This window comes from Klebsiella terrigena (genome assembly GCF_006539725.1).
GTDB lineage: Bacteria > Pseudomonadota > Gammaproteobacteria > Enterobacterales > Enterobacteriaceae > Klebsiella > Klebsiella terrigena.
In genome coordinates, this window is sequence record NZ_BJNO01000002.1 from 362,429 (window position 1) to 384,986 (window position 22,558).

Sequence of the window (22,558 nt, forward strand, 5' to 3'; positions counted from 1 at the left end):
GTAAGCGGCCCGTCTTCGCGGGCCAGCAGTTGCTATTTTGTGGCTTCAGCCAGTGATTTTTCGAAGCTTTCGTGGAAGCTGTCGATTTGTCCGCTCTGGTGGAGAGCCGACAGGGCGCAGCGCAGAATGGCATGCCCCTCTTCAACGGTCGGATACATCGCGACGGTGGTGGCGAAGCCGCGGTCGTGCATTTTTTTGCACATCGTGATGGCGAGATCCTCGTCACCAATCAGGATCCCCCTAATCGGCATCGTGGTACCCCGGTTAACGATTGCGGTATTAGCAAACACTTCGTCGAAATAGCGAATGACGTTGTGCAATTTCTCCTGGCGGGCGGCAACGGTACCGTCGAGGTGGAGATCGGCTGCGGCTACGCAGGCGGCAATCCCGGGCAATGACGGCGGCCCGCCAAAGGCGTAGGTGGTTCCGTAGGTCTTGATAAAGTTAATGGTCTCCGCACTGCGGCAGGCAATAAATCCGCCGTGGGAGCCGAATGCTTTGGATAGCGACCCGGCGATAATAATGCGTTCGTCAAGCTGATGGTCGAGGCATGACATCACGTATCCCGAACCATATTCGCCATAGATAGAGGTGCCGTGCGCGTCATCGATATAGGCATAGCCGTCATACTGATGCGCCAGGCGGACGATGAGCGCCACGGGGGCCACGCCGCCCATTGACCCTACGCTGTCTGATATTGAGACCGGCGTCAGACCGTTGCTGAAAGCGTAGCGGAAGGCTTGTTCAATTCGCGCCTCGTTCTGGAAATCAATCCTGACCACTTCCCCGAACTGCTGGAGAAGACCGCGGTTTATCTGCAGCGTGGCATGCGCCGTTTTCTCCATAATAAAGTAGGGTTTTTTGCTGAACGTAAAGTTCGGCAGCGTCCCGGACGCCAGCAGTGGTAAGACCGCAATATGGCAGGGAGTCACCGCGTTGAACGTCAGGGTATGGGCCCCATGCATGATTCTGTTCAGACGTGCTTCCAGCTGCGGGAAGAGATCGACCTTCACTCGCGTTCTGGCGACCGACAGCTGCACTCCAAACCGGTCGATAGCGTCAACAACCGCCTGTTTCAGCGCCGCGTGCGTCTCGAGGCCGAGGTAAGAGCAGGAGACGAACTCGACCATTTTTCTCCCGTCATCGAGGGTAATTTCTTTTCCTTCTCGCTGCACCGCCACCAGTTCATTAATATGCTCTGAAAATACCCGGGACTGATATTTCAACGACCTGTCTATTTTCTTTTTTTGCCAGTTTTCCATTGTGTTACCTTAATTGAAGTGACTACCACAAGAGACAGCATCGCCAGCGATAAGGTGCTCACGCCAAGCGTCCTGTCGAAACCAATACCGGTATCCGTCAGTTTTACCGCCAAAAAGCTAATGGTTCCGGCGCTCGCTGTTTGAATAAATCCGGTGAGGGATGCGGCCACCCCCGTTTTATTGCCTTTAATTTGCAGCGCGATAAAGTTAGCGGTCGGATAATAGGCGCCAAGGCTGAAGTTAAAAACCATCGCGCCGGCAACGCATAAACTAAGCGAGTGGCTGCCGAGGATAAATGGCGCAACCGCCAGGGCGTTTAGCGAAAATAAAACCCACGGATTGATGAACTGCTCGAATTTCGCCGCCTGATTACCAATAATGAAAAACAACACCGATGCTGAAAACAGCAGGGAATAATTCATCGTACTCAGACCAAGCTGCTGCATAAAGATCGCCGGAGATAGCGAGATATAACAAAACAGTGAGCTGAGGATCAGCGAAACCAGCAAGGTTCCGTGGATAAATGCCGGCGTGATAAAACCGCCGGTGGAGGAAGCGGCGACCCGATCGTGATGCGCGAGGGCGCGTGGGGAGAGGAGCATGGTCAGGACGCTAAATAGCGCCATGACCAGGAAAATCACGTTCCAGCTCAGATGCCCGAGGATCGCCGCCCCCGCCAGCGGGGCAATAAGAGGAACGACGGCACTGGCTGAGGAGATATCGGAAAGCGCGCGTTTTAGCTTCAGCGGGGGGAACGTTTCTTTGGCGATGGCTTTTGAAAGCACCGGACCGGCCCCGGCGCCTACGGCCTGTAATACCCTGCCGGCCAGCAGCATCGTTAAGCTCTCGGCCATAAAACAGAGGACACTTCCGGCGAGGAAAATGGCAAAGCTGCACGTCAGTACCCGTAATTTACCAAATTTATCCCCGATAAATCCCGATACTAATTGGCTCGCTGCGTATATCACAAGAAAGCCGCTAATTGTCAACTGGATGGTTGAATAATCTGTATTGAAGGCCGTCTGGAGGATCGGCAGCGCGGGCACGATCATATCCGTTGCCAGCGCCGATACCGATGCGGCAAGAATAAGATACAGATACATCCTGAGCATAATAAGCTCTTCCTTAAGTTAGCGGGTTAAATCATCGGGGTGGTTATTTAATTTCTGCAGGCTTTTTTCTCGACGGAACAGATGCCGATCCCTGTCATGATTAACAGGGCACTTGCCAGGTGATATACGTGCGGTGGAGTATGTAAAAACAGGATGCTTAATATCCCGCCGGAAAGAGGAATAATATGCGTGTAAATTTCACCGCGGGTGGCACCGATGGCGGCGATGCCTTTATTCCAGAATAAATACGCGAGCCACGAGGGGAAAATAACCAGGTACGCCAGGCCGCTGAGGAAAAATACGTCGTGGTAAGCGGCGAAGGAGAGGGCCGGATGGCGCGCGAGCCACAATACCACCACCGGGATCAGCAGAAGGGCGCCCACGAGCGAGCTGACGGCGACGAAAGCGTTCGCCGGAATGCGGCGGTCCTTATTGCGCAGCAGGGAGCAGTAGAGCGCCCAGCTCAGCGCCGATCCCATCGCCCAGAGATCGCCCGACTGGAAACTCCTCAGCCCCTCTGGATGCAGCAGGTTGCCCTGCAGAAGGAGGATCAGCACGCCCGCCGTACTGAAGACGACGCCCAGCCAGTTACGCGCCGAAACCCGGTCGCGGAAAATAAGACGATTAATAATCAGGACCATGCAGGGGGTCGCGGACATGTAGATCGCCGCATTCAGCGCAGAGGTCGTCTGCAGGCCTATATAGAGCGTGAGGGGGAAACTTACCTGCCCGCAGAGGGTTAAGATCAGCAGCGTGGGGGCATTTTCACGCAGCAGCACGCGGCTCTCCCGGATTTGCCGATGATAGAGCACCACCAGCAGCAGCGCCGTCAGCGCCCATCGTGCTTCGGTCATGAGGATCGGATCTGCACCCTGCACAAGAATATGTCCTACGACATAATTCCCCCCCCAGAACAGGGCCGCCAGCGTGAGTAACAGATAAGGCATGCTGATTCCTTGCATCGCTTAAAACTGTACTAAATGGTAACGTTAAAATTTTAACAACATCAACTTTTTTTTAATATAAAATAAAGTTTAGAAATTTTTATATTATTATCATTGGTTTAGTTATTTATTGCGGGTGTGCTAAAAATCTTATTGCGGCGTGTATGGCTGTACTATAACGTATATATACCATGCATTTTACAGGGATAAATTAATGCGTACCAATGAGAATGATTTCACCGGTAACGAGCGTCATGGCTCTGTGTCGATGCCTTCTCTGGATGAAACGATCGACCAGCTCATCCACAGCAATGCACTTTCGCTGAAGCTAACGGCCAATCCGCTGCTCGCAGACAGGGTCTGGCATCTTACGGAGAACACCTGCGCCAGGGCTTTTTCCGCCGGCGACCCCGAGGCACGAAAGTGCGCCCACGGTGCGCTGTTCAAGCTTTATCAGGCCTGGCTGGCTGAGCCGCTATCCGCGCCGGCGCAGAACCAGTTCCACCCTCTGCTCTCTGCGGTAAGAAGCTATATTGAGTCAGAGTGGCTGCGGGCAGAAAACAAACGTTTTATTGCCCATAAGCCGGTACTGAACGCCGGGAATATCGTCGAAGAGCTGCGTGATTTATGTCAGAGGCACCCGGCCTCGCACCATCCGCTTTTCGACTTTCTCTCCGCTTGCGCTTCAGAAGCGCAAATAGAGTATTTTTTCAAAAGCGATAGCGCGCTGAACCTGCTGTTCTTCGATCTGGTGGCGATGGGGCTGGTGGGCTCTATGCCGGAAACCCGCGCGGAGATTGCGCAAAACCTCTGGGATGAGATAGGCCAGGGAAGCAATGAGATCACCCACGTCAATCTGTATAAGGATCTGCTGAAACGCCGGGATATTGCCTTACCCGATAACCATTTCGCCCATCTGTATGACTGGCAGGGGCTCGCCGGATACAACGCTTTCATGCTCGGCGGCGTTAACCGGCAGCATTACTATAAATCCCTTGGCGTAATGGCGATGACGGAGCTGCTGGATCCGCCGCAGTATCAGAAACTCGTTGCAGGGTGCCGCCGCATTGGCCTGACGGAGCGCGACGTGCATTACTATTCGGAACACATCACGGTGGATATCGGCCATGCCGACGGATGGCTGAATAACGTTATTGTCCCCATCGGCAAAAAATATCCGGCGGCGCTGGAGGAGGTCTACGCCGGCGCGGCGCTTCGACTTCAGACGTGCTGCGATTACTACGATCGCCTGCTCGAGTCCCTGCAGGCGCTGGATGCGCCCGGCGCGGCGTGAGGATCAGAGCGTTCCACCTTCGGAGTAAATAAGCGCTTTCGCCGCGCTCCAGGCCGTCATACCCGGGGGGATCTCCCGACACTCTGACGACTCCGCCTGCTGGGCGGCGATTGCGCCGTCGATAAGCATGACCATCATCATTGCCACCCGCTCGGCTGGCTCCGGTTTTAAGATTAGCCGCAAAATATCGCGGAAAAACTGGTAGAGGCGCGATTTAAACCGCGAGCATTTCTCGCGGATTGCCGGGGACGAGGTGCCATATTCGAACAGCGCGCGGGTAAACATGCAGCCGTGGAAATCCTCGCAGGTGAACCAGTTGTTATAGTACTCAAACACGGCAAACAGCTTCTCTCGCGGAGAGGGTTTATCCGCAGTAATGCTCTGCAGAGCCTGCATAAACTCGTGCTCTTTCAGCTGTAAAATGGCCAGGATGAGCGCTTCTTTATCCGGATAGTAACGATAGAACGTCATTTTGGAGATGCCGGCGTTCTCCGAAATACGATCGATGCTCGGCGACTGATATCCCTCCCTGTTAAACAGAGACGTGGACTGGCGGATAATGTCCGCCTGTTTTGGCTTCATGCTGGTTCCTGTCGAGCTCTTTAACGTCATCTCTGTTCTCTTCTCCCGCAGCACTCACCCTGCGGTTCTTTTAGCCGGTTGCGCAAAATGATTGAGGGCGTCAAGAAGCTCCGCCAGCTCGGCTTCCGATAGCCGGCAGGCGGATTCTATGCGCTCGCTTATGCACCAAAGTTTGTCCTGCAGGGCGTTCCCTTCATCGGTCAGGGTGATGAGAACGCGCCTTTCATCCGCGCTGTCGCGGGTGCGGCAGATGCGTCCTGCGCGCTCAAGACGTTTCAATACCGGCGTAATGGTTCCGGTATCCATGCCGAGACTGTTGCCAATGTCACCCACCGTACGGGGCGTCATGCGAAAAAGTTCAAGCATGACTAAATACTGTGGGAAGGTAAGCCCCAGCGGATCGAGGAAAGGCTTATGCAGCCGGTTCATGCGGCTGGCCGCGCCGTAAAGCGCGAATGAAAGCTGAGTGCCGATTTCCCGTCGCGTCTGCGTTTTCATAGCGAGAAAGTTACCTTGCTGTTGATTATCTTGCGCAACAGATAAAATTTTAAGGGAATTTATCAGAGAGATAAAGAACGGCGGCGGGGTATTTTTGCGCGGTGTGGCGCAGAATCCTCACCCTGGCCGCTCGGCGGGAGGCGCACCGGCCGTCGTTTGCCCGACGCGCAGGGCTTACTCTTCTCTTTCGCCGGGCTGCGGCTTTTCAGCACTGCGCTGGGCGCATAAAGAGACAACGTATCACCTCGAACCGGTGGTGAGCGAATCAAACTACTCGCTGGGAATGTTCGTCGGCCCGGTGATTATGGGACTGATGCTGCAGCATATTAATCTGTCGTCCGGCTATCTGTTAATTGCCGCGCTGTCGGTGGTTGCCGCCATTATTACGCCGCTGTCCGTGCGCTGGGTTAATAACCGGCAGATCGATGCCTCATCTCAGCTATCCGATAACGCACGGCTGGCCTCCGCCCGCGAGTTTCAAAGATGGTCTGCAGTCAGGCCTGCGATAGATGCCGCCGCATTGAGGAATGGGGTATTCTTCAGCTATCTATTATCAGGCCGTTGCCGATCGGCGTTTGATTCTCTGCGCCCGTCCCGGTATTAACACCCGCTGCCGGGCAAAGTGCACAACGAGGCACGGCGAATAACAGGAAAACGCGATGACCCGCACGCAAAGGCTCCTTGAAATGCTCCAGATCCTGCGGGAGCACCGCTATCCGGTTACCGCATCGACCCTTGCAGAAAATTTGGCGATAAGCGTGCGCACCGTTTACCGGGATATTCAGACGCTCCAGCAGCAGGGGGTCTGCATTGAGGGCAGTTCCGGCATGGGATATATGATTAAGTCGGACTATCATCTGCCGCCTCTGGTTTTTACGGCCCAGGAAATTAACGCCCTGACGCTCGGGCTAAGCTGGGTTTGTCATAATACCGATGCGGATTTTAAAAGGATCGCTAAAAGCACGCTGGCTAAAATACATTCGGTGACGCCTGATAAATTAAAGGAGCATATCGAGTATCAGTCATTGCTGACCGGGCCGGGTGAAAGAGATGAGGCTTTTTTCCCTGAGCTGCGCCACGCAATTAATCACCGACATAAAGTTCAAATAGCCTATTGCGCTAAAAACGAGCGGCGCTCCTCCCGAGTAATATGGCCGGTGGCGCTGGTTTATATGGAGGAGTGTTGGCTGCTGGCCGGATGGTGCGAACTGCGAAAAGATTTTCGCCACTTCAGAACTGACCGGATAATACAAATCGCGCTGCTTGCCGATAAATATAACGAAAGCAGGATCGGCTTATTGCGAAAATGGAGGGCGCAGGAGGGACTTCGCCTGGACGACGAGTACTGACAAAAGCTGTCACTGCCTTTTCATATACTCCTGTAGAGCAAAAAACATCATTCTCTACAGGAGCGAACATGAGCTTTCAACACAAAGTGGCAATAGTGACCGGCAGCACCGCCGGCATCGGTGAGGTGGTCGCGGAGCAATTACACCAGGCGGGGGCGCGGGTGATCGTGGTCGGTCGATCCCGCGAACAGGCGGAGCGCAAGGCTAAATCGCTGTCAGCGGATGGACGCACCGCCGCCGGTATCGCGTGCGATGTTTCGCAGCCGGAGCAGGTGAGGCGGATGATCGATGAGGTGGTGTCCCGCTTTGGCAGACTGGATTATGCGGTTAATAACGCGGGAATCACCGGCGAAAGTAATAAAAATATTGCGCAGCAGACGATAGATAACTGGGAGAAGGTGATCGCCACCTCTTTGAGCAGCGTGTTTTACTGTATGAAATATGAAATTCCGCTGCTGCTGAAATCCGGCGGCGGGGCGATCGTGAATTTATCCTCAGTCAATGGCCTGGTCGGTATTCCCGGGCTGGCGCCCTACACGACGGCCAAACACGGCGTTATTGGCCTCACCCAAACCGCCGCGCTGGAGTTTGCGCAGCAGGGCCTGCGGGTCAACGCCGTGGCTCCGGGATACGTCAGCACGCCGCGTATAAATCAACTGCCCGCAGACGTTCAGCGCGCCTTTGCGAATAGCCATCCGCTAAAGAGAATGGCTAAAATGCAGGAGGTGGCAGATTTTATCCTGTTCCTGCTGTCAGAAAAGTCAGGGTTCTGCAGCGGAGGCGTCTATCCCATCGATGGCGGCTACCTGGCGGAGTAAATGCTTGCCTGAGACGATATTCTCCGACCAAAAGGAGATTAAGGACCAACGATGTTCATTATTTTCAGCGGCTTACCCGGTAGCGGGAAAAGCACGATTGCGCAGGCGCTGGTGAAGCGACTCGGCGCCTTCTATCTGCGGATAGACACCATCGAGCAGGCAATCCGCGAAGCGGATGAACATCCGCGGGAGATGGGGCCTGAGGGCTACTTTGTCGCCTGTTCAGTGGCGAGGGAAAACCTCAAGATGGGGGCGACGGTCGTTGCCGATTCGGTGAACCCCCTGACCCTCACGCGCGATGCTTACCGCGACGTTGCGCGCTCTACGGGGCGCGACTTCTTAGAGATAGAAGTGGTGTGCTCCGACAGGGATGAACATCGCCGGCGAGTCGAAACCCGGACATCAGAGGTCAAGGGATTAATCCTGCCGGAGTGGCATAACGTTACCGGCCTGCATTATGAGCCCTGGAACAGAGAGCGGCTGGTGCTCGACAGCGGAAAACTGTCCGTTGAGCAATGCGTTACGCTGGCGGTCGCCGCGCTTGCTCGGTAAGCTTGCAGTCACTTCCCCGAGAGGTGGATAGCTCAAAAAAGGAGCAGGGCGATGATTTCAAAAGAGAACGCTGAGCATTATGTCTGGGGCGATAGCTGCGACGGTTGGTATCTGCTCAACCGCCAGGACATGCTCATTATTCACGAAAAAATGCCGCCGGGCACCTGCGAAAAGCGCCACTATCATTGCCTGTCCAGACAGTTCTTCTTCGTGCTGCAGGGGGTTCTTACCATGGAGCTGGCGGGGAAGAGGCACGAGATCGGCGCTCAGCAGGGGCTGGAAATTCCCCCCGGGTCAGAGCACCAGGCGAGAAACGATAGCGATTCTGCGGTGGAATTTATCGTTATCTCCCATCCGACGACGCGCGGCGATCGAACCGACCTCGCGCCATCCTGACAACCAATCCCGGGCTGGCACCGGGCGCGATGAGTTAGCGGCGATCGTCCGGGGCATAAAACGGGCCGTCAGCGCTGCTCGGGGTCGCGATAAGCGAAAGGGTCCGCCGCCGACGTTCTCAGCGTCCTCAGCAGCGACTCATACAGGCTCCCGACCGCCAGAGACTCTTTTGACGCCCGGCTTCGGTATAAGGCCACCGCCATCGGCTCCAGCGGCCCGAGCTGCTGCTCCCTGCCCAAAATTTGCAGGTGCGGCGGGGCGCTACACTGGGTCAGCACCGCGACCGCCAGCCCGCTCTCCACTGCCGCAATCTGGCCTGAGAGGCTGGAGCTGTTATAAACCACTTTATACCGGCGTCCCTGTAGGGCTAGTGCGTTGATAGCGCTGCCTTTGGCTTCGCGGCCTCGCAGGAGGGCCTAAGCCATCTTACGGCGACCATGATGAGCCTGCTGGTTTTCGCCGGCTACGCCCAGTTCGCCGCGCTTGGCCTGTGGGGAGAGCCGGTGCCGCTAGTCACGCTTGCGGCGACCGTTTTCGCGATCAATGCCAGGCATCTGCTAATGGGGGCCACGCTGTATCCGTGGCTACGCTATTTATCCCCGGCTAAGCGCTATGGGATCCTTGTCTCAGCATTCGTCAGACGGTGATTAACGCGCGTCGGCTTGCTGACGGGCGGTGAAAAACGTCAGCACGACGGCGCCGAGCAGCAGCGCGAGACTCATCGCAAAAGCGTACTGCCAGCCGAAATGGTCAAACACAACGCCGCCTGCCGTCGAACCCAGGGCGATAGAGAGCTGGATCGTCGCGACCATCAGCCCACCTCCGGCCTCGGCATCTTCGGGCAGGGTGAGGGCTACCCATGTCCACCATCCGGTGGGCGCAGCGGTGGCAAACATCCCCCAGAGGCCCAGCAGCAGGGCAACCATCCACAGGCTGTGCCCGGCCAGTATCAGCATCCCGGCGATGGCGGCCATCAGCAGAGGCAGGGCCATCAGCGTCAGGTAAAACCTCGCGTTGAGGAACGCGGAGACGAACAGCGTGCCAACAAAACCCGCCACCCCGATAGTGAGCAGGATAAGCGACAGGCCGGAGCTATTTACCCGCGTTACCGTCTCCAGAAACGGGCGCACGTAGGTAAATAACGCAAACTGCCCCATAAAGAACAGGCCGCAGGCAAACATGCCCATGACGACCACCGGGCGGCCGAACAGCCGAAAGACGTTTGCGCGCGGCGCGCGGCTTGTGCTGCCCGCCATATTAGGCAGGCTGATGCACTGCCAGATGAAGGCGACGATCGCCACGGGCACCAGGCACAGGAAGGCTCCGCGCCATCCGATAGTCGCCCCGAGATAGCTACCCAGCGGCGCGGCCACCACCGTCGCCAGCGCGTTACCGCCGTTAAAAATAGCCAGCGCGCGGGAGACCTGGTGCTGCGGCACAAGGCGAATGGCGGTGGCTGCAGACATCGACCAGAATCCGCCGATGGCAATACCAATCAGGGCTCGTCCCGCCATGTAGATCGCAAAGCTGGAGGCGAGGGCGATAACGATCCCCGACACCGCCATCAGAGCCGTCATTCCCAGCAGGAGGTATTTGCGATTCAGGTTGCCGGCAATAGCGGAAAGGGTCAGGCTGGTCAGGACCGCCAGCGCCCCGGAGATGGCAATTCCCTGGCCTGCCAGCCCCTCGGTCACGGCCAAATCTTTGGCAATCGGCGTCAGCAGGCTGACCGGCATAAATTCCGAGGCAATCAGCACGAAAACGCACAGGGTCATGGCAAAAATGCCGCCCCAGTGGGCGTGCTCTTTAGCGCGGGGTGTTACAGGGTTCAGTATGGACATGGGCTACATCTCTGAATATCGCCCCGGGCTGGCGGTGCTCGCGCCGGAACGGACGCTATTTATGCAATAGCGATCAACATTATGGATAAGGATGAAGTGCGATGCTGTCAGCGGGGCTCGATAACATCTGCCTGGAGGCGTCGGAATAAAAGCCGCCGGCCAGCGTCCGGCGGCTTGTCAAAGGTTAGCTTTCGAGGTTTCTACTTTAAGCCGTCTTTGAAGAACTGCTCGAAGCGCGCAAAAGGTATTTTACCGGCGACGTTGTCGTAGAGGTCCACGTGGTTCGCGCCCGGCACAATAACCAGCGCCTTCTGCTTGCTGCCGACGGCTTTAAAAGCATCTTCCGCAAAGTAGCGCGAGTGGGCCTTTTCCCCCGTCACGATAAGCGTTGGGATGGTGATTTCACTGGCGTAGCTCAGCAGCGGCATATTCATAAACGATAAAGGCGTCGTCGCCGTCCATGCGCCGGTGGAATTCACCGAACGTTCGTGGAAACCGCGCGGCATTCGGTAGTAGTCAAAGAACTCTTTCAGCACCGGGTGAGGATCGGCGGGGAGGGTCTCAGGCAGAATACGTTCTGCAGCGCTGGCTTTGCCGTTCTGGTCGACGTAGATGTCGTGACCGGCATGGGCGAAGGTTCCACTCTGCGCATCTTTCCAGCGCTGCTCGTTCAGGTACTGCAGGACGGCGCGGCGATCGGCCGTGGAATAACGGTCTTTGCCTTCGCCAACGCCGTGGCCCATCGCCCGGCTCATGTCGTACATCACGCTGGTAGCGACCGCCTTAATGCGGGTATCCATTGCCGCCGCGTTCAGGGCCATCCCGCCCCAGCCGCAGATGCCGAGGATGCCAATACGGTTGCGATCGACCTCTTTTTGTAAGCCGAGGAAATCAACCGCCGCGCTAAAGTCCTCGGTGTTGATATCCGGGGAGGCGACGTTGCGGGGGTGACCGCCGCTCTCGCCGGTATAGGAGGGATCGAACGCCAGCGTCACAAAGCCTTGCTCAGCCATAGTCTGCGCATACAGGCCGCTGGATTGCTCTTTCACCGCGCCAAAAGGCCCGCTGACCGCGATTGCCGCCAGCCGGCGATCTCCCCGCTGTTTGGGGAGATAAAGATCGCCCACCAGGGTTATGCCATACCGGTTCTGGAATGACACCTTACGGTGATCCACCTTACTGCTTTCGGCGAAGGTCTTATCCCATTTCTCAACCATCGAAACGGGCGCATTTGGATTGGTCGTATCAGCATAACTCATTGTCGTGACTCCACTTAATGATGCACATAGCAGCATCGCAGGTATAGCGGACGTCAGTTTTTTGGTGAAAGTATTCATCAAAAATTCCCCTGGAAAAAAGGATACAGGTACAGGTTTCATCCGGACAACGCTGCGGTGCTTTGTTTCATGGAGCTCATTATAGTTAGCAGAAATAGTGCTGATTAGAGGGGGTAAAGTGCTAGGATTAATATCATATTGTTATAGAAAGGGCGGTGAAGCGGGCGAGATGTCGCCCGGCACCGCAGGAGGCGCTGGTGGCCAAACGGGAAAACTATAATGAGCTCTACCTGTTTATGCAGGTGGTGCGGGAGGGGAGCTTCACCGCAGCGGCCCAGCGGCTTGGGCTGGCGCAGTCGGGAATTAGCCGTTCCGTTCGCGAGCTCGAAGAAAGGCTGGGCGTCCAGCTTCTGGTACGCACCACGCGCAGGTTATCCTTGACGCAGGCGGGCGAGCAGCTCTACCAGACGGCCGAGTCCGGATTTGACGCCTTAGATTCGGGGCTTGCCACGCTGGCGCACTATCGTCAGACCCCGTCCGGCACGGTGCGCATCAATGCCAGCCAGCACGCCATTGATAAATGCCTCCTGCCAAAGCTCGCGGTATTTAAGCAACGCTATCCCGATATCCGGCTGGAGCTGATGAGTGAAAGCCGCTTCGTCGATATTATTGCCGAGAGATTCGATGCGGGCGTCCGTTTGGGGCCGGAGGTGGGCAGCGGCATGATCGCGGTACGCATTACGCCGGATATGGAGATGGTCGTTGTCGCCACTCCCGAGCATTTCCGTCGCTACGGCTTTCCGCAAACTCCGGCTGAGCTGGCGGCGCACCCCTGTATTGCCTATCAGTTTGGCGACGGAAGCCTGTACCAGTGGGAGCTCAATCTTGACGGTAAAAAAATGACCCACCGACCGCAGGGGCAGTGGGTCTTCTCCGACAGCTACATGGAGGCAGAGGCCGCCCGGCTAGGCCTGGGGCTGGCCTATGTTCCCGAAGAGCTGGTGGCCGATGATTTAGCGCGCGGCGTGCTTATCCGTGTGCTGCAGCCCTACAGCCTGCGCATGGAGGGCTCATTCCTCTATTATCCCCATCGCAACGTGTCGCCGGCCCTGAGAATCGTCATTGATACACTGAAGATATGAGGCGCGCCGCGACAGTTTAATGCAGGGCATCAGGGAACCCGGAGCGAGCTGCGGGGGCTAAAGCGACAATAGCCGGAAGGGAACAGGTGAGGAAGACGATGGAATATCAGCAGGCGTTGCAGAGAGTGTTGTTAGACGATGCCGTGAGGATGAAGGCGCTTTATGCCGTTCAAACCTTAAGGCTCAACGACGGCTGGATCGGCGCCGGATTCGTGCGGGATGCGGTCTGGGACCACCTGCACGGATACGGCCAGCGGCCCGTCGGCGGAGACGTTGACGTGGTGTGGTTTGACGCTGCGCGCTGCGCTGCCGATGGCGATCGCCTTCTGGAAGCCGCGCTTAATCAAGTGAGCCCCGCGTTCGACTGGTCGGTGAAGAACCAGGCCAGAATGCATCACCATAGCGGCAATGCGCCGTACCGCTCTACGGAGGATGCTATCCGCTACTGGCCTGAAACGGCCACCGCTGTCGCCGTCAGAATTGGCGACACGGGCCTGATTGAGGTTATTGCTCCCTACGGCCTTGCCGATCTATTCGCGCTCCGCCTAAGGCCGACGCCGCAGTTTGAGCAGCAAAGGTTGTCCGTATTTAAACACCGGGTTGCCGCCAAAAGATGGGTTGAGCGTTATCCCCTGCTGCAGCTGATTGTTCCCGGATAGCCGGAGCAGGGCGAACGGGCATGTTCCTGATGGGCGTCACTCTCGAACCGCGGACATTTTTCGCAATGAATAGCGTCATGGCTTACCACTGCTTCGCTATCCAGGCAGCAAAGTCGCGCATGGCGGCAGTTTCGGGGCGCGACTGCAGCCGGGTGAGCCAGTATCCACCGCAATCAATCTCCGTCGGGAACGGCTGCACGATGCGCCCGGCGCTGAGCAAATGGCTAAACATGCTGGCTGGCGCAATCGCAATCCCGGCCCCGCACTGCGCCACCTCCAGCATCGCCAGCGAGGTGTCAAAAACCATCACCGGATGCGTCGGTGCTGGCGGGGCTTCACCGGCCGTCGTCATCCATGTTGCCCATTCGTCGCGGCGATAGGAACGCAGCAAGGTGTACTTAAGCACATCCGCCGGTTTGTAGAGCGTCTGGGCTATCGCCGGCGTGCAGAGCGCGGTGAGCGGCGCATCGCAAAGGAATATGGCCTCGGTATCGTGCCAGGCGCCGTTGCCGAAACGAAGGGTATAGTCCAGCCCTTCGGCTGCGGGATCGACCCGGTTGTTATGCGTCGACAGATGCAGGTCGATATGCGGGCAGCAGCGGCGAAAATCCTCCAGCCGGGGCAGCAGGAACCCCACCGCAAATGTTCCGACGACGCCTATTTTTAGTTTTTCTCGCCGTTGCGGGGCGCTAAAACGATCGAGCGTGTCGGCGATGATGTCGAAAGAACCGTTCAGCACCGGCAGGAGGTTTTCGCCCTCTGTCGTCAGCGTCAGCCCGCGCGATACCCGCACAAATAGCTGACAATTAAGGTGTTCTTCCAGCGATCTTACCTGCTGACTAATAGCAGAGTGCGTGACGTTGAGCTCAACGGCTGCGCGAGTAAAGCTTAAGTGCCGGGCAGCGGCTTCGAAAGCGCGTAGGGCATTCAGTGGGAGATAGCTTCTGGTCATGGCCGTATGTGTTAGAAAAACTGCAGGTAGATGATAAGTTTAATCGTTTGTCAGAGCGAGTCAAAGCCCACAGACTTAGCGCGTTTTCAGGCCCTGAACTCTCTCTCACTCTATGGAAGGTTTTACCCATGCACAAAATGTTGAACGGCGTTCTGGCACTGTCCGCGCTTTCGCTCACCGCGGCAAGTCTTGCTGCGCCGAAGACGCTCACCGAGCAGCAGATTTCTCAGGTGGTCACCCAAACCATCGAGCCTCTGCTCAAAGAGCAGGCGATCCCTGGCATGGCGGTGGCGGTTATTTATCAGGGCCAGCGGTACTATTTTACCTGGGGCAAAGCGGACGTCGGCAGCGGCCGCCCGGTCACGACGGACACGCTGTTTGAACTTGGCTCAGTGAGCAAAACTTTCACCGGCGTACTGGGCGCAGACGCCGTGGCCCGCGGCGAAATCAAGCTCAGCGACAACGCCAGCCGCTACTGGCCGGAGCTTAACGGCAAGCGGTGGCAGGGGATAACGCTGCTGGATCTGGCAACCTATACCGCAGGCGGGCTGCCGCTACAGGTGCCGGATAACGTTACGGACAGGGCCTCGCTGCTCGATTTCTACCGGCGCTGGCAGCCGCAGTGGGCGCCGGGCAGCATGCGTGTTTATGCCAACAGCAGCATCGGTCTGTTCGGCATGCTGGCAGTGAAGCCTTCCGGGCTCGGTTTTGAAGACGCCATGAGCCGGCGGGTCCTGCGGCCGCTGAAGCTCAACCATACGTGGATTAACATTCCGGCTGCGGAAGAGAAAAACTATGCCTGGGGCTATCGCAGCGGCCAGCCGGTGCACGTTTCACCCGGTATGCTGGATGCCGAATCCTACGGGGTGAAATCAACGATTACGGATATGGCCGCCTGGCTACAGGCCAATATGGCCCCCCGGGAGGCCGGCAGCCCCACGCTCAGAAAAGGCCTCGAGATGGCGCAGGCGCGCTACTGGCGGATTGGCGATATGTATCAGGGGCTGGGCTGGGAGATGCTCAACTGGCCGGTCAATGGCGCGGCGATAGCGAAAGGCGGCGATAACGCGGTGGCGCTGGCCCCGCATCCGGCAGCGGCGATAGAACCGCCGGTCCCGGCGGTCGCCGCCTCATGGGTACATAAAACCGGCTCTACCGGGGGATTCGGCGCCTATGTGGCGTTTATCCCGCAGCTGCAGCTGGGGATTGTTATGTTAGCGAATAAGAGCTACCCGAACCCGGCGCGCATCACCGCCGGATATACCATCCTCAACGCTTTGCAGTAAATCCGTGCGCCCGCAAGATAGGCTCTTCGGGCGCCGCGGTATTTCGGTGAGCCGCTTAAACGCCAGCGGTAACGGGGCGCGGGTTAATATGCACGGGCGGGGTTTACCCCGTCCCGTGCAGCGGCAGAGCCTTCGCCTTTACCCTGATAATGCGTTCGCTTCAGGGCTTATTTTCCCGCGCTTCGTTTCTGGCTTGGTACCAGGCTTCAAAGGCAGCAGATGCCATCGGCCTGGCATAAAAATATCCCTGAACTTCATCGCAGCCCAGGTCTTTTAAAATCTCAGCCGTTTTGCCATCCTCGACGCCTTCGGCCAGGACGACATAATCCAGTTGCTTGAGCAGCCTGATAACGTTGCGCGCAATAATTAGGCTGGCTTTGTCGCGGTCAATTTTATTCACAATAGAGCGGTCGAGCTTGATGATGTCCATTGGAATTTGCCGCAGGTAGTTAATGTTGCTGTATCCGGAACCAAAGTCATCCAGCGATATTTTAAAACCGCGTTGTTTGAGCATCTCCAGTCCGTTAAGGGCGGCCGGACTTTCAAGCATCTTCTCTGTCTCCAGACACTCGACCCCCAGCAGGGATGGATCCAGATGCGCATCCCGCAATTTCTGTTCAAGCTGCTCAGCGAAATCGGGTCGCGAAAAATCACTGGCGGCCAGGTTTATTGACACGGGAAGCGAAAGCCCCCGGCGTCGCCAGGCACTCAGCTGCGCGATAGTGTGATCGATTACCCATGCCGTGAGTTCACGCATCAGGCCGGTCTTTTCGACCAGAGGAATAAATTTTCCCGGCAGCACTTCGCCGTTTTTAGGATGCTGCCATCTTAGCAGTGCTTCAGCACCGGTCACACGCCCCGTCAACAGCGAGATTTTCGGCTGATAGACGAGATATAACCCCTGGTTTTCCTGCAGCGTTTGCCTGAGTTCGGTCAGAAGGCTGAAGTCACTCTTCTTGCGGGTATCGAGAGCGTCATCATAGGTACTAAAACGGTGTTTCTGGCTTATCGCCTCATGCAGTGCGCTGATCGCACGACGCAGAATTTCATTCGGCGTCAGGGTGTTATCACAAAGTCCGGAGTCACCCATGTGGATATCCAAATCCAGGGGGACTTCCGGGTTGAGCCTGGCCTGGGTTCCCTGAAGACTTAAGGCGATATTTTCCAGTGACAGAGTCTTTTGCGTATGGGTGTAAAAGGCAAATCGTCCGACCGCCACGGCGTAAAGTTTCCCCTCCAACGGCAGCCGAGCCTGCAGCTCTACGGCCATATCACGAAGTAGATTTTCTACGGCAATCATCCCCAATGAGCGGGCCATCTCGTAGGCAAATGGCATATCAATACAGTCAATGATGACGAGCCTGAAGGTGCTCACCGCCGAAACGTCGATGTCCTTCAGAAGTCGCTGTCGATTGGGTAACAGCGTGACAACATCGATGAAGCCGACAGCGTGCCAGGACGCTAAAAAATCTGCTATCAGCTGGGCGAACGTCTCTAAAATACCGATCTGCTCGTCCGAAAGCACTCTGGGTTGAGTATCTAAGACGCACAGGGTGCCCACGGGTATCCCGTCCTGGGTTTTCAGTGGGCATCCGGCATAAAAGCGAATGAATGGCGCTTCTCTGACCGCCTGATAGCGACGAAAGGCCGGGTGCTGATGTGTATCATGACAAATGAACGTTTCGCCCTGTTTCACGGTCTGTACGCAAAATGCCTCGCCCAGGCTGGTTTCCGTGATGGTGATATTTTGAGCGGATTTGATGTATTGCTTTTCATCATCGAGAACCGACACAAAGCTCATCGGCATTTTCAGCAGCTGGCAGACCAGATGCGTGTATTTTTTTAACGCGTCGTCCCGGCCTTCGTCAGGATTTTTCAACAGGTCAATCGCCGCGCGTCTTTTCCTGTCATCACTGCTGAGATTAGTCAACATAGTAACGCTCCCCGCTGCAGTCTATTTTTTGGTCATCCAAACCTGATGGTCGCGTAGGTCTCTTTACTCACTATAGGTGTCAACACGGGTACCATCGCCCGTCTGGCCCCATACACATTAGAATGTTTGCCATTGATTGTCTGCGAAAAGTAACGTCCTCCTGACGTTTTTGGAACGGCCTGCCGCACGGCGGTGGCCTGCACCCGATCGGACAACATCCGTGACAGATGGCGCGAAGCAGGCTGCTGTCGGACTTACAGCGAGAGGGGGGCGTTAACGATTGTTTATCTCGTCGGCCAGAATGCCGGGCCGATCCTGTCACTCAACCTGCACCCGTACTTTCGGTTTGGATAACAAAATAGTGACTAATTCAGCGAAAGGGACGGGCCTGAAGAAATAGTACCCCTGCATAAATGTGATTTTTTTGCGCATGAGATAGTCGAGCTGCTCCTGCGTTTCCACACCTTCAGCAACGATGCTTATCGAGAGTTTATGTGCCAGGTCAAGTACGGAATCCAGTATAAGCGTCGAGTCCTCATGCTCATTTACCCTGCCGACAAAACTTTGATCAATTTTGATGTAATCGATATGAAGGTCCTGCAGGTAGGAAAGCCCGGAGTAGCCGGTGCCAAAATCATCAAGCGCAATGGCAAAACCATTTGCATGCAGTTTCTTGAAAGTCTGGACAAGTGTTTCATTGATCTCCAAAGGCTCACGCTCCGTCAACTCAATGACCAGGTTCAAATCGCGCCGGCTGAAACTGTCCTTATATTTCAGACACTCTTCAGGGAATGTCGGTGCAGCGATATGGGAAGCGCTGTAGTTAAGCCCAACGTGGAAGCCTTCCGGCAATTTACTGGCGATGGTGTTCATATCAGACGCAACCTGAGCCATCAGGCTTTGCGTTAACGGCACGATCAACCCTGATTTTTCCGCTACAGGAATAAATGACGCCGGTGAAATATCGCCTTCTAGCGGATGCCGCCATCTGGCCAGCACTTCCACACCACGCAGCGTGCCGTCTTTGCCATTGACGATGGGCTGATAAAAAGGGACGATTTCACCCTCGTCAATTGCCCGGTGGAGCTCTTCTTCAGGGGACGTATTTTTAGTCAGATACTTCTTCAGAATATAAGCGGCAAGGCAGGACATCAGCAGTAAAAACAGTAATACACCTCCGGCCCGGCTGAGCATATTCAGCAGGTTTTGCAGACTGAAAAACGCAGTGGGGTCGTATTGAATGCTGAAGGGATATTCTGTAGCCGCAAGGTGTAGAAGATGATGCTGCGCTTCATTTACCTTGGTGACGTCACCCGAGATACCTAAGAGAGTATTTCCTACCTTCAGTGCGTACCCGGCGCCTTTTAGCGGGATGTCCAGGGCATCCCTGATATGCTTGTCGCTCACGGTGACGATGATACGGCTGTCAGCAAATTCTGTCTGAATTAAAAGAACAGGCAGACCGTTTACGGTGCCGCTGGCAGGTATGAGGAACAAAGGTGAATTCGGCCATGCGGAAACGTTAACAAGTAGCACGCGATTCCCCGGCAGTGATGAACACCAGACCACGCCCTGGCGAAGAATAATGATCGTTCTGAGATGGGGCTGCAGTGATGCTTCGCTGCCGAGCCGATATTGCTCTTCCGGGCCACAGCCTTTTTCGACAATACTCATTGCCGTCCGCGTGGCAAGCCTGGCTTCATTAAGAATCACATTCATATTCTTTACCGCATGCTCTGCGCCAGCAAGTCTGTCTGCGCGCTCGGTATACCAGAATTGTGTATTCAGAATAAAAACACCCAATATAAACATTGCCACGGCTACGACAATGGGAATAAGCGTGTTGCGCATTTATATATCCTGGGTAAGTTCGAAGCCGACTTCTCTGGGGCATCAGAAGTGCCTGGTTTTATCATTATAAAAAGCATGGTTGATAAAATTTAAATTAACCATCATTAACAGTGAAATATATCATAGGAAACCGGTACTTATTCTGAGAGGTTAAGCTCCAGGCTTGAAGCGGGCGATGGCCTTGCGTTGCGGGTCAGCGGTGAGCGAAAAGCGGAGCGACAGCCGTGAAGAAGCCTGTGCTGGCACCCTGAGTTTTTTCGAACTACGCAGCGACGCTTCCGGGAAAAACCATAAGGTGCTTTCCAGAGGTATGGTTATATCTTTAGCATCACACGAGGAAGAATTGATGATTGTCAGGACCTGGCACGGCTGTGTTCCGCTTAAACATGCGGAAGGTTTTGCGAAGCACCTTGAAAGGACCGGCGTGGAGCATTCAAGGAGCATACGCGGAAACCGGGGGGCGTTCGTACGCCGGGAAACCCAGGGAGACCGGGAGCATTTCTTTCTGGCAACCTACTGGCAGGATCTGCATTCGGTAAAGGAATTCGCGGGAGAAAACTATCACGTGGCAGTGACTTACCCGGACGACGAAGAGTTTGAGCTCCTTTCCGATCCTTACGTTTTCCAGCACGTTGTCGAAGCTGTTTCACCGCTTTGACTTGATCTCCACGGCACCCGTCTACCGGTTGCCCGGATTTGCTTTCACATTGGCCATCGCTGCGCAGTGCTAAAGGCCTGATTAGGGCTTGCGGGGCGGCTGACTTTCTGCCGGGAAGGACGTGCCGTCGTGCACTTCCCGAGAGCAAACGCTATGCTGCTGCCAGCAAAAAATGACGGAAGTCGGCGCGAACGGGCCCGGTGCGGCCGAAGTCCCGGTCATCCCCGGGACGATTGCGTATCCGTTTTCACTGAGAGGACCCTATGCTAAAAGTCATTGCCGAAGATTTTATCAAGCTCGAATGCGTTGCAACCGTTCTGCCGTTATACCGGGAGCTGGTCGCGGCAACCAGGCTGGAGCCGCTGTGCATCGCCTACGATCTCTATACTGATGAAAAGGACCCCGGACATTTCATTTTTATCGAGGAGTGGCCAGACCATGCGGCCCTCGATGCCCACTGTGCCAGCGAGCATTTCAGACGGCTGGTCCCGTTGATCGACCGGCACAAGCGGGAAGAGGCCCGATATATCCTGATGAACGGTCAGGTGAACCCGACGGGTGAGTAAAGCCGGCACCAGCTCTATAATTGCTCAGGCGACCCGCCGTGGCGTTCGTACTAGTCTTCCCGGCGACGGATGGCCCGAGGCGGCTTTAGGCGCAGGGGCATGGTGAAACGGGAAGAAGCGCTGCGGCAAGGGGAGAATAGCTCTACGGCGGCGGTGAGAAAATCAGCCAGAAAATAGCATTAACTGGCTGATTTTTTAGGGTTAGCTGGTGGTGGTGCCCTGCTTATGGAACAGCTCGCGGAACACCGGGTAGATATCTTCCTGGTCGCGTATATGCTGCATGGCGAAGTTTTCAAAGGTCGTCTGCAGATGTTCATATTCACGCCATAGCGTCTGGTGGGCGCGGCGGGTTATCTCAATGTAGCTGTAGTAGCGCACCACCGGCAGGATGTTCTTCGCCAGCAGCTCGTGACACAGCGGCGAGTCGTCCGCCCAGTTATCGCCGTCCGACGCCTGCGCGGCGTAGATATTCCACTGCGACGGGTCGTAGCGCGCTTTAACCACTTCATCCATCAGCTTCAGCGCGCTGGAGACGATAGTGCCGCCGGTTTCCTGCGAATAGAAAAACTCGTGTTCATCCACCTCTTTTGCCTGGGTATGGTGGCGGATATAGACCACCTCGACGTTTTTATAGGTCCGGCTGAGGAACAGATACAGCAGGATGTAAAAACGTTTGGCCATATCTTTGGTGACCTGATCCATTGAGCCGGAAACGTCCATCAGGCAGAACATCACCGCCTGGCTGGAGGGCTCGGGCCGTTTTTCGTAATTCTTATAGCGCAGATCGAAGGTATCGATAAACGGCACGCGGTCAATCTTCGCCCGCAGCTCGGCTATCTCCTGGCGCAGACGCTCCTCTTCCAGCAGCTGCGCAGGCTCGCTTTTGCTAATGACGTCCAGATCCGCTTCCAGCGCGCGCAGTTCGCGGCGCTTGCCGGCGGTCATAGCGGTACGTCGCGCCAGCGAGTTTTGCAGCGAACGCACCACGCTGATGTTCGCCGGGACGCCGTTAGCGGTAAAGCCCGCCCGGTGCGTCTTGAACTCGGTAAGCTGCCGCTGCTGGTTTTTCTTCAGATTCGGCAGGGCGAGATCTTCAAACAGCAGGTCGAGATACTCGTCTTTGGATATCTGAAAGACAAACCCATCTTCGCCTTCGCCGTCGGCGCTGGCTTGCCCCTGGCCGCTACCGCCGCCGCCTCCGCCGCCCTGCGGGCGTTCAATACGGTCGTTTTGCACAAAATGGTCGTTGCCGGGATGCACGCGATTGCGCAGGCCGCCGCGACCCTGATGAAACATCGGTTCGTTGATATCATCCGTCGGAATAGAGACGGATTCTCCGCTCTCAATATCGGTCACCGAGCGCTTGTTGATAGCCTCAGAGATCGACTGTTTTATCTGCGCCTTGTAGCGACGCAAAAAGCGCTGGCGATTCACCGCACTTTTATTCTTTCCGTTCAGGCGCCGGTCTATAAACCAGGTCATATGCCCCCCGTACTGCATTTGCCAACCATACACGTCATACTTCAAGCCGCATTTGCGTTGCTTACCCCGGACGTTTACCTGAGTAAACGTCCGGAGCTCCCTGC

The 22,558-nt window shown here is 56.0% G+C and carries 23 protein-coding genes and 1 pseudogene; 12 read left to right on the forward strand and 12 right to left on the reverse strand.

What is annotated here, in order from left to right; translation table 11 throughout:
* Window positions 1-32 precede the first annotated feature (32 nt).
* The 3 genes from RTE01_RS04530 to RTE01_RS04540 are packed head-to-tail and all read right to left on the reverse strand — an operon-like array spanning window position 33 to window position 3,321.
* Window positions 33-1,262, reverse strand: a complete 1,230-nt coding sequence (locus tag RTE01_RS04530) for an aminotransferase class I/II-fold pyridoxal phosphate-dependent enzyme (RefSeq protein ID WP_123551281.1) — start codon at window positions 1,260-1,262, stop codon at window positions 33-35.
* Window positions 1,235-2,374, reverse strand: coding sequence for an MFS transporter (locus tag RTE01_RS04535; RefSeq protein ID WP_134525633.1), 1,140 nt, complete (start codon window positions 2,372-2,374; stop codon window positions 1,235-1,237). Before RTE01_RS04535 ends, RTE01_RS04530 begins: the two co-directional genes overlap by 28 nt.
* A gap of 47 nt (window positions 2,375-2,421) precedes the next feature.
* Entirely contained in the window at window positions 2,422-3,321 is a 900-nt protein-coding gene (locus RTE01_RS04540) for a DMT family transporter (protein WP_041145083.1), read from the reverse strand.
* 211 nt (window positions 3,322-3,532) lie between these two features.
* Here RTE01_RS04540 and RTE01_RS04545 point away from each other — a divergent pair.
* Window positions 3,533-4,640 (forward strand): annotated as a pseudogene (locus RTE01_RS04545) (iron-containing redox enzyme family protein).
* Here the strand turns inward: RTE01_RS04545 and RTE01_RS04550 are convergent.
* Both RTE01_RS04550 and RTE01_RS04555 read right to left on the reverse strand, forming a co-directional pair.
* The gene (locus RTE01_RS04550) at window positions 4,616-5,194 is read right to left on the reverse strand and encodes a TetR/AcrR family transcriptional regulator (protein WP_134525635.1); all 579 of its coding nucleotides are present in this window, start codon (window positions 5,192-5,194) and stop codon (window positions 4,616-4,618) included. The pseudogene RTE01_RS04545 and the gene RTE01_RS04550 sit on opposite strands and share 25 nt — an antisense overlap.
* Window positions 5,195-5,248: 54 nt before the next feature.
* Entirely contained in the window at window positions 5,249-5,692 is a 444-nt protein-coding gene (locus RTE01_RS04555) for a MarR family winged helix-turn-helix transcriptional regulator (protein WP_227699850.1), read from the reverse strand.
* A 103-nt stretch (window positions 5,693-5,795) separates the two neighbouring features.
* Here RTE01_RS04555 and RTE01_RS26335 point away from each other — a divergent pair, with 103 nt between their 5' ends.
* The 5 genes from RTE01_RS26335 (at window position 5,796) to RTE01_RS04580 (ending at window position 8,807) form a co-directional block, all read left to right on the forward strand.
* Window positions 5,796-6,296 carry a hypothetical protein gene (locus RTE01_RS26335; protein WP_255313504.1) on the forward strand — a complete coding sequence of 167 codons (501 nt, stop codon included), beginning with the start codon at window positions 5,796-5,798 and terminating at the stop codon, window positions 6,294-6,296.
* Between the two features lie 55 nt (window positions 6,297-6,351).
* The gene (locus RTE01_RS04565; protein WP_134525637.1) at window positions 6,352-7,041 is read left to right on the forward strand and encodes a helix-turn-helix transcriptional regulator; all 690 of its coding nucleotides are present in this window, start codon (window positions 6,352-6,354) and stop codon (window positions 7,039-7,041) included.
* 68 nt (window positions 7,042-7,109) lie between these two features.
* A complete protein-coding gene (locus RTE01_RS04570; RefSeq protein WP_141334732.1) occupies window positions 7,110-7,859 on the forward strand; it encodes an SDR family NAD(P)-dependent oxidoreductase in 750 nt (249 codons plus the stop codon).
* Between the two features lie 51 nt (window positions 7,860-7,910).
* On the forward strand, window positions 7,911-8,411 hold the full coding sequence (locus RTE01_RS04575) for an AAA family ATPase (RefSeq protein WP_115193090.1): 501 nt from the start codon (window positions 7,911-7,913) through the stop codon (window positions 8,409-8,411).
* Between the two features lie 51 nt (window positions 8,412-8,462).
* Window positions 8,463-8,807, forward strand: a complete 345-nt coding sequence (locus RTE01_RS04580) for a cupin domain-containing protein (RefSeq protein WP_076945314.1) — start codon at window positions 8,463-8,465, stop codon at window positions 8,805-8,807.
* A 68-nt stretch (window positions 8,808-8,875) separates the two neighbouring features.
* Here RTE01_RS04580 and RTE01_RS04585 read toward each other — a convergent pair whose 3' ends face one another.
* Window positions 8,876-9,151 carry a type 2 periplasmic-binding domain-containing protein gene (locus tag RTE01_RS04585; protein WP_228283744.1) on the reverse strand — a complete coding sequence of 92 codons (276 nt, stop codon included), beginning with the start codon at window positions 9,149-9,151 and terminating at the stop codon, window positions 8,876-8,878.
* Window positions 9,152-9,247: 96 nt separating this feature from the next.
* Here RTE01_RS04585 and RTE01_RS04590 point away from each other — a divergent pair, with 96 nt between their 5' ends.
* A complete protein-coding gene (locus RTE01_RS04590; RefSeq protein ID WP_227503281.1) occupies window positions 9,248-9,454 on the forward strand; it encodes an AzlC family ABC transporter permease in 207 nt (68 codons plus the stop codon).
* Here the strand turns inward: RTE01_RS04590 and RTE01_RS04595 are convergent, their stop codons facing one another.
* Together RTE01_RS04595 and RTE01_RS04600 are read right to left on the reverse strand one after the other, a co-directional pair.
* Complete coding sequence (locus RTE01_RS04595) at window positions 9,455-10,648, reverse strand: MFS transporter (RefSeq protein ID WP_134525639.1); 1,194 nt, start codon at window positions 10,646-10,648, stop codon at window positions 9,455-9,457. It abuts the gene before it with no gap.
* 200 nt (window positions 10,649-10,848) lie between these two features.
* Entirely contained in the window at window positions 10,849-11,985 is a 1,137-nt protein-coding gene (locus tag RTE01_RS04600; protein WP_123551289.1) for an alpha/beta hydrolase, read from the reverse strand.
* A gap of 197 nt (window positions 11,986-12,182) precedes the next feature.
* Between RTE01_RS04600 and RTE01_RS04605 the strand changes: the two genes are divergently transcribed.
* Together RTE01_RS04605 and RTE01_RS04610 are read left to right on the forward strand one after the other, a co-directional pair.
* A complete protein-coding gene (locus tag RTE01_RS04605) occupies window positions 12,183-13,067 on the forward strand; it encodes a LysR family transcriptional regulator (RefSeq protein ID WP_115193087.1) in 885 nt (294 codons plus the stop codon).
* 98 nt (window positions 13,068-13,165) lie between these two features.
* A complete protein-coding gene (locus RTE01_RS04610) occupies window positions 13,166-13,726 on the forward strand; it encodes a nucleotidyltransferase family protein (protein WP_134525641.1) in 561 nt (186 codons plus the stop codon).
* A gap of 82 nt (window positions 13,727-13,808) precedes the next feature.
* On the opposite strand, the gene ampR is transcribed toward RTE01_RS04610, so the two are convergent.
* Window positions 13,809-14,678 carry a LysR family transcriptional regulator AmpR gene (gene ampR / locus RTE01_RS04615; RefSeq protein ID WP_041145095.1) on the reverse strand — a complete coding sequence of 290 codons (870 nt, stop codon included), beginning with the start codon at window positions 14,676-14,678 and terminating at the stop codon, window positions 13,809-13,811.
* Between the two features lie 128 nt (window positions 14,679-14,806).
* Here ampR and ampC point away from each other — a divergent pair, with 128 nt between their 5' ends.
* Complete coding sequence (gene ampC / locus RTE01_RS04620) at window positions 14,807-15,964, forward strand: class C beta-lactamase (protein ID WP_141334734.1); 1,158 nt, start codon at window positions 14,807-14,809, stop codon at window positions 15,962-15,964.
* A 160-nt stretch (window positions 15,965-16,124) separates the two neighbouring features.
* Here ampC and RTE01_RS04625 read toward each other — a convergent pair whose 3' ends face one another.
* Both RTE01_RS04625 and RTE01_RS04630 read right to left on the reverse strand, forming a co-directional pair.
* Entirely contained in the window at window positions 16,125-17,897 is a 1,773-nt protein-coding gene (locus tag RTE01_RS04625; protein WP_134525643.1) for a sensor domain-containing phosphodiesterase, read from the reverse strand.
* Between the two features lie 318 nt (window positions 17,898-18,215).
* A complete protein-coding gene (locus tag RTE01_RS04630) occupies window positions 18,216-19,748 on the reverse strand; it encodes an EAL domain-containing protein (protein WP_115193083.1) in 1,533 nt (510 codons plus the stop codon).
* Between the two features lie 346 nt (window positions 19,749-20,094).
* On the opposite strand from RTE01_RS04630, the gene RTE01_RS04635 reads away from it, so the two are divergent.
* On the forward strand, window positions 20,095-20,406 hold the full coding sequence (locus tag RTE01_RS04635; RefSeq protein WP_041145099.1) for a hypothetical protein: 312 nt from the start codon (window positions 20,095-20,097) through the stop codon (window positions 20,404-20,406).
* Window positions 20,407-20,669: 263 nt separating this feature from the next.
* Window positions 20,670-20,972: a putative quinol monooxygenase gene (locus tag RTE01_RS04640; protein ID WP_041145100.1), complete on the forward strand. Its 303-nt coding sequence runs from the start codon at window positions 20,670-20,672 to the stop codon at window positions 20,970-20,972.
* 201 nt (window positions 20,973-21,173) lie between these two features.
* On the opposite strand, the gene RTE01_RS04645 is transcribed toward RTE01_RS04640, so the two are convergent.
* Window positions 21,174-22,454 carry a YeaH/YhbH family protein gene (locus tag RTE01_RS04645; protein ID WP_041145101.1) on the reverse strand — a complete coding sequence of 427 codons (1,281 nt, stop codon included), beginning with the start codon at window positions 22,452-22,454 and terminating at the stop codon, window positions 21,174-21,176.
* Between the last annotated feature and the right edge of the window lie 104 nt (window positions 22,455-22,558).